Annotated in this window: 11 protein-coding genes; 7 read left to right on the top strand and 4 right to left on the bottom strand. The window is 57.7% G+C overall.

The genetic code is table 11. The features are described 5' to 3' along the window. Window positions 1-59: 59 nt before the first annotated feature. The 3 genes from fdhF to ACR0DG_RS04770 all read right to left on the bottom strand — a co-directional run bounded on the left by fdhF (window position 60) and on the right by ACR0DG_RS04770 (window position 5528). Window positions 60-2843, bottom strand: a complete 2784-nt coding sequence (gene fdhF / locus ACR0DG_RS04760) for a formate dehydrogenase subunit alpha (RefSeq protein ID WP_480694788.1) — start codon at window positions 2841-2843, stop codon at window positions 60-62. Window positions 2844-2857: 14 nt separating this feature from the next. Next, window positions 2858-4561 (bottom strand): NAD(P)H-dependent oxidoreductase subunit E, encoded by a 1704-nt coding sequence (locus ACR0DG_RS04765; protein WP_480694790.1) that lies wholly within the window; start codon window positions 4559-4561, stop codon window positions 2858-2860. 85 nt (window positions 4562-4646) lie between these two features. Next, a complete protein-coding gene (locus ACR0DG_RS04770; protein WP_480694792.1) occupies window positions 4647-5528 on the bottom strand; it encodes a LysR family transcriptional regulator in 882 nt (293 codons plus the stop codon). 145 nt (window positions 5529-5673) lie between these two features. Here ACR0DG_RS04770 and ACR0DG_RS04775 point away from each other — a divergent pair, with 145 nt between their 5' ends. Together ACR0DG_RS04775 and ACR0DG_RS04780 are read left to right on the top strand one after the other, a co-directional pair. Next, window positions 5674-6138, top strand: coding sequence for a MaoC family dehydratase (locus ACR0DG_RS04775; RefSeq protein WP_480694794.1), 465 nt, complete (start codon window positions 5674-5676; stop codon window positions 6136-6138). Between the two features lie 26 nt (window positions 6139-6164). Beyond that, a complete protein-coding gene (locus tag ACR0DG_RS04780; RefSeq protein ID WP_480694796.1) occupies window positions 6165-6521 on the top strand; it encodes a YybH family protein in 357 nt (118 codons plus the stop codon). 22 nt (window positions 6522-6543) lie between these two features. Here ACR0DG_RS04780 and ychF read toward each other — a convergent pair whose 3' ends face one another. After that, window positions 6544-7641, bottom strand: coding sequence for a redox-regulated ATPase YchF (ychF, locus tag ACR0DG_RS04785; RefSeq protein WP_480694798.1), 1098 nt, complete (start codon window positions 7639-7641; stop codon window positions 6544-6546). Between the two features lie 193 nt (window positions 7642-7834). Here ychF and ACR0DG_RS04790 point away from each other — a divergent pair, with 193 nt between their 5' ends. From ACR0DG_RS04790 to pth, 5 genes are all read left to right on the top strand, one after another. Further along, the gene (locus ACR0DG_RS04790; protein WP_480694800.1) at window positions 7835-8320 is read left to right on the top strand and encodes an acyloxyacyl hydrolase; all 486 of its coding nucleotides are present in this window, start codon (window positions 7835-7837) and stop codon (window positions 8318-8320) included. Window positions 8321-8398: 78 nt separating this feature from the next. Next, window positions 8399-9190 (top strand): tryptophan synthase subunit alpha, encoded by a 792-nt coding sequence (gene trpA / locus ACR0DG_RS04795; RefSeq protein ID WP_480694802.1) that lies wholly within the window; start codon window positions 8399-8401, stop codon window positions 9188-9190. 160 nt (window positions 9191-9350) lie between these two features. After that, entirely contained in the window at window positions 9351-10517 is a 1167-nt protein-coding gene (locus tag ACR0DG_RS04800) for an alpha-hydroxy acid oxidase (RefSeq protein WP_480694804.1), read from the top strand. A gap of 229 nt (window positions 10518-10746) precedes the next feature. Continuing rightward, the gene (locus ACR0DG_RS04805; RefSeq protein WP_480694805.1) at window positions 10747-11403 is read left to right on the top strand and encodes a 50S ribosomal protein L25/general stress protein Ctc; all 657 of its coding nucleotides are present in this window, start codon (window positions 10747-10749) and stop codon (window positions 11401-11403) included. 138 nt (window positions 11404-11541) lie between these two features. Continuing rightward, entirely contained in the window at window positions 11542-12222 is a 681-nt protein-coding gene (gene pth / locus ACR0DG_RS04810; protein ID WP_480695005.1) for an aminoacyl-tRNA hydrolase, read from the top strand. The last annotated feature ends 77 nt before the right edge of the window (window positions 12223-12299 follow it).

The raw sequence follows: 12299 nt of genomic DNA on the forward strand, positions 1-12299 counted from the left end.
CGCAAGTAACCCGCTGTCAAGGAAAGAAAAAGGCGACCACTAGAGCCGCCTTTTTGGGATTATTCCGCCGCGATGGCGTCTTCTATCTTTTCGACCCGGATCGCCGAGAACTTGAACTCGGGGATTTTGCCATAGGGGTCGATGGCCGAGTTGGTCAGGATGTTCGCCGCTGCTTCGACATAGGCGAAGGGTATGAACACCATATCCTCGGCAATCGCCCGGTCGGCACGCACCATAATCTCGATCGAGCCGCGCCGGGTGGTCAGACGGATCGTCTCACCCGGTTCAATGCCCATCAATTTCAGGGTCCGCGGGTTCATCGAACAGTTCGCTTCGGGCTCAACCGCGTCCAGAACGTTGGACCGGCGGGTCATCGACCCGGTGTGCCAATGTTCCAGCTGACGGCCGGTGGTGGCGATCATCGGGTATTCGTCATCCGGGGCCTCATCCGGCGGGATGACGCTGGCCGGGGTGAACTTGGCCTTGCCGTCCGCGCGCGGGAAACCATCACCAAACACGATGGACTGACCGGGATCGGTTTCCGACAAAGACGGATAGGTAATCGTCTCGGTCTTCAGGCGGTCCCATGTGATGTTGTTGAGCGAGTTCATCGTCAGTTTCATCTCATCAAACACCTGAGACACATCGGTGTAATCCCAGTTCAGACCGATGCGCTGCGCCAGTTCGACAGTAATCGCCCAATCCTCGCGCGCTTCACCCGGAGGGGTCACGGCCGGACGCACACGCTGTACCTGACGGTTGGTGTTCGACACGGTGCCGTTCTTCTCATACAGCGCCGAGGCTGGCAGGATGATGTCGGCATAGTTCGCTGTCTCGGTCAGGAAGATATCCTGCACGATCATCAGGTCCAGCTTGGCCAGCGCATCGCGGGCGTGGTTCACATCCGGGTCAGACATGGCCGGGTTCTCACCCATGATGTACATACCCTTAATGTTGCCCTGATAGGCTTGGTCGATGATCTCGGTCACCGTCAGACCCTTCTCGTTCGAGAAGTCGTCCGAGTTCCAGACCTCGTTGAACTTGGCGCGAACGCCATCGTCGGTCACGGTCTGGTAATCCGGCAGGAACATCGGGATCAGACCCGCGTCCGAGGCCCCTTGCACGTTGTTCTGACCACGCAGCGGGTGCAGACCCGCGCCGGGTTTACCAACGTTGCCGGTCATCAGAGCCAATGAGATCAGGCAACGCGAATTGTCGGTGCCGTGGATGTGCTGGCTGACGCCCATACCCCAGAAGATCAGACCGGCCTTGGCCTGCGCAAAAGTGCGCGCGACGCGGCGCAGTTGGTCTGGTTCGATGCCGCAGATCGGAGCCATCGCCTCGGGCGTGAACTGGCGCAGATGCTCTTTCTCGGCCTCCCAGTTCTCGGTCCAGCGGTGGATGTACTGGCTGTCATACAGCTCTTCCTCGACGATCACATTCATGATCGCGTTGAGCATCGACACATCCGCCCCTGGACGGAATTGCAACATTTCGTCTGCGAACTTGCGCATACCAACGCCGCGCGGGTCCATCACGATCAGCTTGCCGCCGCGCTTGGCGAATTGCTTGAAATACGTAGCCGCGACGGGGTGGTTCTCAATCGGGTTCGACCCGATGATGATCGCCACATCCGCGTCTTTGATATCGTTGAACGCAGCCGTCACCGCACCTGATCCGACGTTTTCAATCAGCGCTGCCACAGACGACGCATGGCACAGACGGGTGCAGTGGTCGACATTGTTGTGGCGGAAGCCCTGACGGATGAATTTCTGGAACAGATAGGCTTCTTCGTTGGTGCACTTGGCCGAACCGAAACCGGCCACGCTGCGCGGATCTTCGTCGCGCAGGGCCACCAGTTTGGAGGCCGCCAGATCCATCGCCTCTTCCCATGTCGCTTCGCGGAAATGGGTCGACAGGTTCGCGGGATCGACATTCAGGCCCTTGGCAGGCGCGTCCTCACGCCGGATCAACGGCTTGGTCAGGCGGTGCGGGTGGTGGATGTAGTCAAAGCCGAACCGGCCTTTGACACACAGACGGCCTTCGTTTGCAGGGCCGTTGATGCCCTCGACATATTTGACCTTGCCGTCCTTGACCTTCAGCGAGACTTTACAGCCCACACCGCAGAACGGGCAGACGCTTTCGGTTTCGCTGTCGTAATCCTTGCTGTCACCCTTCTGCTGGTCGTCCAGCACAGTGGCAGGCATAAGCGCACCGGTCGGGCAGGCTTGAACGCACTCACCACAGGCCACACAGGTTGAATCGCCCATCGGGTCGTTCTGGTCGAACACCACTTGCGCCGTATGGCCGCGACCGGCCATGCCGATCACGTCATTCACCTGCACTTCGCGGCAGGCGCGGACACAAAGGTTGCAGTTGATGCAGGCGTCCAGATTGACGCGCATCGCAACGTGGCTGTCATCCAGCAGCGGGATCTTCTCGGCTTCTTTCGCGGGGAAACGGCTGTCGCTGACATCGTTCAGCTTGGCCATGTCCCAGAAATGGCTGGAGGTGTCGTGGGCCTCTTCCGGTTGATCCGCGACCAGCAGTTCCATGACCATTGCGCGCGATTTCTCGGCACGGTCGCTGTCGGTCTTGACCACCATACCGTCGGCGGCAGGGCGGATGCACGAGGCGACCAGCGTGCGCTCACCTTCTACCTCGACCATACAGGCGCGGCAGTTGCCGTCCGGGCGATAACCCGGCTGCGGCTTGTGGCACAGGTGCGGGATGGTGAACCCTTGGCCCTTGGCGGCTTCCCAGATGGTCCAGCCCTCGGGCACGGTGACATCTTCGCCATTGAGGTTGAAGGTGACGGTCTTGGTTGGGCTTGCGTCTAGCATGGCTCTGTCTCCCTTCAGATTTCGTCAGCGAAATGTTTCATGACCAGGCGGATCGGGTTCGGGGCCGCCTGCCCCAGACCGCAGATCGAGGCATCGCCCATGACCTGACACAGGTCTTCCAGCAGGTCCTGATCCCACTTGTCGGCTTGCATCAGTTTTACCGCCTTCTCACAACCTGCTCGGCAGGGTGTGCACTGACCGCAGCTTTCATCTTCGAAGAAGCGCAGCATGTTCAGCGCCGCGTCGCGGGCGGTGTCCTGATCAGACAGAACCACCACAGCGGCCGAGCCGATAAAGGTGCCATGCGGTTGCAGCGTGTCGAAATCCAGTGGGATATCGTCCATCGACGCAGGCAGCAGGCCTGAGGACGGACCGCCCGGCTGGTACGCCTTGAAGGTCTGGCCTTCGGCCATGCCCCCGGCGGCTTCGATCACGTCCAGAATAGTCGAACCGGCGGGTAACAGATAGACACCCGGCTTCGCCACGCGGCCCGAGACAGAATAGCTGCGCAGACCTTTACGGCCGTTCTTTTCGGTGCTGTTAAGGCATTCCGGCCCCTCGCGGCAGACTTTGGTGACCCAATACAGTGTCTCAACATTGTGCACCAAGGTCGGACGGTTAAAGACCCCAACCTGCGCCACGAACGGAGGACGGTGACGCGGCAGGCCCTTTTTACCCTCGATCGATTCAATCATCGCGGACTCTTCACCGCAGATGTACGCACCCGCACCCCGGCGCAGATCGATATAGCCGGGCTCAACAATCCCGGCGTCTTCCAGCGCGGCAATCTCGCGACGCAGAATCTCCAGCACAGCGGGGTATTCGTCACGCATGTAGATAAAGCAGGTTTGTGCCTCGACCGCCCAGGCGGCGATCAGCATGCCCTCAAGGAATACGTGCGGCGTGCGTTCCAGATAATAGCGGTCCTTGAACGTGCCGGGTTCGCCTTCGTCCCCGTTCACAGCCAAATAGCGGGTGCCTTCGTTCATGCGGACAAAGCCCCATTTCTTGCCCGACGGGAAACCAGCACCACCCAGGCCGCGCAGGCCCGAGGACAGGACGTCTTCCTGTACCTTCTCCCAATCGCCACCCGCGCGCAGCTCCTGCAGCTTGGCATAACCGCCTTCGGCCTCATAGGTCGCGAAGGTTTCGTAGTCCGGCAGATGGGCATGGGTGTCATCGGCAGCAATTGCAGCCTGTACCTTTTCGGGGGTTGCATGGTCGATATGGTTGTGACCGATCTCCAAAACCGGAGCGGTATCGCAGCGGCCCATGCAGGGCGCACGGACGACACGGACCTGCGACGCATCCAGACCGTCTTCCAGCGCTTTTTGCAGCTGCTGGGCACCGGCCATCTCGCAAGACAGAGAATCACAGACGCGGATCGTCAACGCCGGAGGAGGCGTCTCGCCCTCTTTCACCACATCGAAATGGGCATAGAAGGTGGCCGTCTCATAAATCTCGGCCTGACCGATACGCATCTCAACCGCTAGTGCCGCGATATGGTCGGCACTGATGTGGCCGTGTTCGTCCTGAATCAAATGCAGGAATTCGATCAGCAGGTCCCGGCGGCGCGGGCGATCGCCCAGCAGGCGCGCGATCTCGGCCTGTGCCTCATCCGTGAACTGACGGCCTTTGGGCGTGTGCCGCCCTTTGCCTTTACCTGACTTCCAGACGCCCTTGGGTGCGCCTGATGGCTTGGTATCTAATGGTGCCATGATGCCCTCCGATTGAGGCCCCGTCTCTCATCAGCGGATCATATCGTCAAATCGCAAATCTTAATGGCACGATAACGACACCTTATCACCGTAGAGACGACACAACCGCCCTCAGAGCTTGCACAGTCGGCAATTCAGGGTCGCGTGTCAGGGTCGCCAGACAAATCGGTTTACTGACAACAGGATCGACCAGTGGCAGCACCTTTGTGCCACGCAAATCACCCAGCGCACGCACCAGAACTCGGGGGACAACGGTTGCCGCCAACCCCTCTCGCGCCATGACCATTGAGGCAGTGAAGCCACTGGTTTCCGCCACCACGTGCGGGTGAAGCCCTTGTTCGGCGAAAATGCGATCCAGGATTCGGCGATTCTGCATCTGCGGCTCCAGCAGACTGATCGGAAATTCTGCGACCCGAGCCCACGGGATCGGGCCAGTTGCCTCGGTCATATGGGACGGGACCAAAAGCACATAGGTTTCTTCGTACAGTGGCTGAACCTGACGCAGATCAGTGCCAATACTGTCGCCATAGGTGATGCCCGCATCCAGGCTGCCTTCGTCCAACCGGTGCTGGATTGCGGTGGCCGACATGGTCTCGATCCGAGAGAGAATGCGCGGATGTGCCGCCTGCAACCGTTTGATCAGCCGCCCCGTAAAGGCAATCGCAGTCGGGATCACCCCCAAAATCAGCGTGCCGGTTATCTCGCCTTTTATGGCCTGAACCTGCTGTTCCAGAGCCTTGGCATCATCCAGAATGCGTCGTGCACGCAGGACGATCATCTCACCCTCTTCGGTCAAACCCTGAAACCGGTTGGCACGGCGCACGATAGAAACGCCCAACCGATCCTCAAGGTTGCGGATACGCATCGAGAACGCAGGCTGCGATATACCGCATTCCTCGGCCGCCTTGGCAAAATGGCGATGCCGCGCGAGGGCGCTGAGCAGTTGGAGGTCGCGGATTTCTATCATTCAAGATTGGCCAAGCTGGTTCGTCAGCCGTCAGGTTAACGCGTTTTCTCGCGGGTAGAAATGCGTTCTGGCCCTCAGCTTCGTTGCGTTCCTTTTTGCCTCAAACCACGATAGAATGCACATAAGGATTTGCATGGGTGCAGGCATGACTAACGGCAAATTTTTTGATGATCTAGCCGTCGGGGACACTTTTGAAACGGGGGGCATCACACTCACAGAGGGCGGGATTGTTGACTTTGCTCTCGTGCACGACCCGCAGCCCTTTCACGTGGACAAGGTAGCGGCCTCGGAATCGATTTTCGGAGGCCTCATCGCGAGCGGTTTTCAGACGACTGCGCTCACCTTTCGGCTCTTTCGTGACACGGGTGTGCTGACCGGTACAAATCTCGGCGGGCACGGTATGGACGAGGTACGGTGGCTTGCACCGGTCTTTGCGGGCGACACGATCCGCGCACGTGTCACGGTTGAAGCACTCAAGCCATCCCGCTCGAAACCCGACCGTGGTACGGTTCGCTTTCGCTATCGTTCGTTTAACCCAAAAGGCACAGAAGTACTCAGCCTGATCATCGACCACGTCATGGCACGGCGAATGCCCGTTGATTCAGCCTGACCCAAAAGGAAAGCAGTAGGCACAGGATGACAGCGATCCCAGAATTTCAGAAACTGTACGATGGCTATACCAAGGCTTACCGGACCAGAGACGCGGCAGGTTGCGCGTCATTTTTCACTGATGATGCAGAATTATTTTCACCCTATGGCCCTGCTGCCAAGGGCCGAAAGGCCATCGAAGCGTTACATGCCGAATGGGTAGAGGAAGGTGGCGAAAACAAAGTCATAAACGTTGTTCAGGCTGGCATCGACGGGCATATCGGCTGGTGCCTTGCCCATTTTAGTGAAGGGACGACCGATCATGGTACATCCCTCAACGTTTTGCACCGGCAACCCGACGGTGGGTGGCTGATCAGCCATTGCAGCTTGAACGAAACGCTTTGAGGCGGGCTTTCGCCAGAACGTATCAGTTATTAAATAAAAAGTGCATTACATCGCCGTCCTTGACGATGTAGCCCTTACCCTCGGCCCGCATCTTGCCTGCTTCTTTCGCGCCCTGTTCGCCATTGGCAGTAATGTAGTCGTCATAGGCGATGGTTTCGGCACGGATGAAACCCTTTTCAAAGTCACCGTGGATGACCCCTGCCGCCTGCGGCGCAGCGGTGCCGGTGCGGATGGTCCAGGCGCGGGCCTCTTTGGGACCGACGGTGAAATAGGTTTCCAGTTTCAACAGGTCGTAACCGGCGCGGATCAGACGGTCGAGGCCCGGTTCTTCCAGTCCCATTTCCTCAAGGAACATCTGCGCCTCGTCATCTTCCAGCAGGCTGATCTCTTCTTCGATCTTGGCGCTGATAATGACATGGGAATTGCCCTGAGTGGCGGCCATTTCAGCAACCTTGGCTGAGTAAGCATTGCCCTCGGCCGCTTCTTCTTCCGACACGTTGCAGACATAGAGCACCGGTTTGGTGGTCAGCAGTTGCAGCATCTTCCACGCCTTGGCGTCTTCGTCGCTGACCTCGACCAGACGCGCAGGCTTGCCGTTTTCAAGCATAGCTTGCGCCTCGGCCAGCAAACGATCCTGTTGCTGTGCTTCCTTATCGTTGCCCTTCAGCTTGCGCACCAGATTGGCGCGGCGCTTTTCGATGCTTTCCAGATCGGCCAGCATCAACTCGGTCTCGATCGTTTCGGCATCAGCCACCGGATCTACGCGACCGTCAACATGGGTCACGTCACCGTCTTCGAAACAGCGCAGCACATGGGCAATCGCATCCGTTTCGCGAATATTGGCCAGGAACTGGTTGCCCAGCCCCTCACCCTTAGAGGCCCCTTTGACCAGACCGGCGATGTCCACAAAGGTCATGCGCGTCGGAATGATCTGTTTGGACGAAGCAATCGCCGCCAGTTTGTCCAGACGGTCATCAGGAACAGCCACGTCGCCAACGTTGGGTTCGATGGTGCAGAACGGGAAATTCGCCGCCTGGGCAGCAGCGGTTTTGGTCAACGCGTTAAACAGGGTCGACTTGCCCACATTCGGCAGACCCACGATTCCCATTTTAAAGCCCATTGCGGCCTCCTGAAGCGATACGACGGCGTCTTCTATGCAGGTCGGTCAGAATGCGCAACCCGGCGGATAGAATCGGATGCGGCTATTGAACAACATCACAGGCCTGTTACGCCAAGTGTTCTTGCGTGACTTGAACTTGGTGAACCATGATAACCAAGTAGATAACTATGACTAACGATTGACGAAGATCCCTATGAAAGCGCTGCTTATTTCCTCCGCCCTATTTCTGGCCGCAACCTCCGCACATGCACAGTCCATAATTTTCGGTGCCGGGTACGAAGACTTCTCGGACAGCGACGGCAATGACCAGGCCGTGTTCTCGCTGGAGTACCAGCACAGACCCTTTCACGAGGCCACACGCTTCAGCGCCACCTGGGGCTCGGCCCTGACGGTGGACACCGACGGTAACACACATATCGGTGCCGGTTTGGTCGGGATATATTCGTTCTCGGATCGGTGGTTCGCCGAACTCAGCGTGATGCCCGGATATTTCAACGCGTCCAGCAGCGACAATGACCTGGGTGGGAACTTCCAGATCCGCAGCCTGTTGGGGCTGGGATACAACCTGGACAACGGCAACAAGGTTTCAGTTGCGATCACCCATAAATCAAATGCCAGCACCGATTCCACAAACCCGGGCGTAAATGCCTTGTTTCTGCGGTATCACTACGGGTTCTAGGTCAATCTGACCGGTCGGGATTGATTTCCGGCGAAAGTTTCTGCACATCAGGTTCAAACCTGTATGCAAGGACCGAAGATGACCCGTATCGACGCCAAGTTCGCCGCCCTTAACGCCGAGGGCAAAAAGGCTTTCGTTGCCTATATCATGGCTGGTGATCCCGACTTTGACACGTCGCTTGAGATCGTCAAAGGATTGCCCGGTGCTGGTGTGGATGTCATCGAACTGGGCCTGCCCTTTACCGACCCGATGGCCGACGGACCAACTATTCAGGCGGCCGGTCAGCGCGCGCTCGAAAGCGGTATGACATTGCAGCGCACGCTGGATCTTGCCCGTGCGTTCCGGGAAACCGATGACACCACGCCTATTGTTCTGATGGGTTACTACAACCCGATTTACAGCCGCGGCGTCGATGCCTTTCTGGCCGATGCCAAATCTGCTGGTATCGACGGGCTTATCGTTGTTGACCTGCCACCCGAAGAAGACGACGAACTCTGCCTGCCCGCGCAGGAGGCGGGCCTGAACTTCATCCGACTGGCAACACCGACAACCGATGACAAACGTCTGCCCCGGGTTCTGCAGAACACGTCCGGCTTTGTGTATTACGTTTCAATCACCGGCATCACCGGAGCGGCGGAAGCACAGGCGACGAATGTCGGCCCCGAGGTTGCCCGGATCAAGTCCGCCACCGATTTGCCTGTGATCGTAGGCTTTGGCATCAACACGCCAGAAAAGTCCAAAGCCATTGCCAGTGTGGCCGATGGGGCCGTGGTCGGGTCGGCCATTGTCAGTCAAATCGCCTCAGGCAAACCGGTCGAAGAAGTGCTGAGCTTTGTAAACACGCTCGCAGAGGGTGCTCATTCCGCCTGACCCCGCAATAAAATTAGACGTCAATTCAAACCGCGGTCGGCCTTAGCTGATCGCGGTTTTTGCATGTTTTGTCGCGGCAACGCACCGCAGCAGGGCAGAGTTGCGACGTCTTTCGAAAATTGGTAAAGAAAAAGAACCAATCTTTCGAAGGCCGGAATCCATGCCCGTTATCACCAACATAGAAGACCTCAAACGTATCTACGAACGCCGCGTTCCAAGGATGTTCTTTGACTATGCGGAAAGCGGCAGCTGGACCGAACAAACCTTTCGTGACAACAGCTCGGATTTCGAAGACATTCGCCTGCGCCAAAGGGTTGCCGTCGATATGGACGGGCGCTCAACGGCCTCGCAGATGATCGGGCAAGACGTGACCATGCCAGTTGCCCTGGCACCGGTTGGCCTTACAGGAATGCAGCACGCGGACGGAGAGATGAAGGCGGCAAAAGCCGCGGAAGAATTCGGCGTGCCTTTCACGTTGTCCACCATGTCGATCAATTCGATTGAAGATGTGGCCGAGCACACAACGAAACCGTATTGGTTCCAGCTCTACACGATGAAAGATCAGGACTATGTCGGCCGCCTGATCCAACGCGCCAAAGATGCAAAATGTTCGGCCTTGGTCATCACACTTGACCTGCAAATTCTGGGCCAACGGCACAAAGATCTAAAGAATGGCTTGTCTGCCCCTCCAAAATTGACGGCGAAGACAATCGCGAACCTCATGACCAAATGGGCTTGGGGCATTGAAATGTTAGGGGCCAAACGTCGTGAGTTCGGCAATATCGTCGGCCACGCCAAAGGCGTTTCGGATGCGTCTTCTCTGGGCGCTTGGACCGCCGAACAATTCGATCCCAGCCTCGACTGGAAGAAAGTCGAAAAGCTGATGGAACAATGGGGCGGCAAAGTAATCCTTAAGGGTATTCTGGATGCAGACGACGCCAGAATGGCCGCCAAACTAGGGGCAGACGCAATTGTCGTTTCCAATCATGGCGGACGTCAACTGGACGGCGCGCTCAGCTCGATCCGGGTCCTGCCCGAAATCATGGACGCGGTCGGCGGAGACATTGAGGTCCATCTGGACAGCGGCATCCGCTCTGGGCAAGACGTGCTGAAGGCCCTGTCGCTTGGTGCCAAGGGCACTCATATCGGTCGCGCCTTTGTCTATGGATTGGGCGCGATGGGTCAGAAAGGTGTCACCACCGCGCTTGAGGTCATTCACAAAGAGCTGGATAAAACAATGGCGTTGTGCGGCGAACGCAATGTGGACAGCCTTGGTCGTCACAACCTGTTGGTGCCCGAAGACTTCGCAGGCCGCTGGCAAAATTGAAGACTTGAGTAGGGGGCGCTGCCCCCGCCGCGGCAAGCCGCGACTCCCCCGGGATATTTGTAGCCAGATGAAGCTGGGATCCGTTCTTCATCTGGCCAAAAATATCCCGGAGCGCGAGGCAGAGCCTCGCAAAATACCCCTTTCCAAACCAGATGAATCAAGATAAGGACGCGGCTTCACGCGGGCATACAGCCTTGGAGGATGCCCGCCCTAACACTGGAGAATTATCATGGCTGGAGAGATTCCTGATCTCGTAGCTCTGGAACGGACGGGGACAGGCAAGGGCGCCGCTCGTCAAGCACGCCGCGATGGCATGGTTCCGGGCATTGTGTTTGGTGGTGACAAAGACCCGCTGCCGATTCAGATCCCGTTCAACGTTCTGTTCAAGCGTCTGAAAGCAGGCCGGTTCAAGTCGACCCTGTGGAACCTGAAGGTTGAAGGTCACGAAGACGTTCGCGTGATCTGCCGCGACGTTCAGCGTGACGTGGTCAAAGACCTGCCGACTCACCTGGACTTGATGCGCCTGCGTCGGACCACTAAGATCGCATTGTTCATCCCGGTTGAGTTCATCAACGAAGATGCCGCACCTGGCATCAAGAAGGGCGGCGTGCTGACTGTGGTTCGTCCAGAAGTTGAGCTGCTTTGCACCGCTGGCGATATTCCTGAGAAGATCACCGTTGATCTGACCGGCCTGAACATCAACGACGTCGTCACCATTTCGTCGGTTGATCTGCCAAACGGCACCAAGCCGACCATCGACCGTGATTTCGTGATTGCGAACATCTCGGCGCCGACTGGCCTGTCGTCCAGCGACGATGAGGAAGAAGGTGAAGAAGTGGCCGCGGACGAAGTAGAAGTCGTCGGTCAGGACGAAGCCGAAGAATAAGTCCGGGCCTAACGGTTCAGATTTTGGAACGGGGTCCCTTGGGCCCCGTTTTCTTTTGGCAAATGCAGTCTGGTAAAACAGCGACATTCTATGCGATCAACCGATGGCGAGTATGGCCTGCTAGACAAGGACGAGATCATGAAGCTGTTTGTCGGCTTGGGGAACCCAGGCTCGAAATACGCGCGCAACCGGCACAATATCGGTTTTATGGCCGTCGAGCGGATCGCCGAGGATCATGGTTTCGGTCCGTGGAAGTCAAAATTTCAGGCTGAGCTTTCAGAAGGTCGCCTGGGCAGCGAAAAAGTTCTGTTGATCAAGCCGCAAACCTTCATGAACCGTTCAGGACAATCTGTTGGCGAAGCGATGCGGTTCTACAAGCTCGATTCAACCGACGTCACAGTTTTCCATGACGAGCTTGATCTTGCGCCGGGAAAAGTCCGGGTAAAAGCTGGCGGGGGGCATGCTGGACACAACGGGTTGCGTTCAATCCATGAACATATCAGCCCGGCCTATGATCGTGTGCGCCTTGGAATTGGGCATCCGGGCCGCAAGGAAATGGTGTCGCCCTATGTTCTGGGCGACTTTGCAAAAGCGGATGCCGAGTGGCTGGACGACGTCCTAAGGGGCGTTTCAGACGGCGCGGGGTATCTGGCAGACGGTGACGGTGGTAAGTTTATGAACGCGGTCGCTCTGCGGACGGCGCCCCCTCGATCCTCGAAGACCAAAGACACGCCAACCAAGCCCGCTACCCCTGCTGCTTCAGAACCCGAAGTCGACGACCGTTCGGCCATGCAAAAGCTACTGGACAAGTTCAAGTAACCCCGACCAATTTGCCGTAACGTCTTGTTTGCAGATCGCCTTGCACCACGTTCCAATAGGGTACGTATACGGGAGGC

This window comes from Ruegeria sp. BG8, assembly GCF_056538325.1.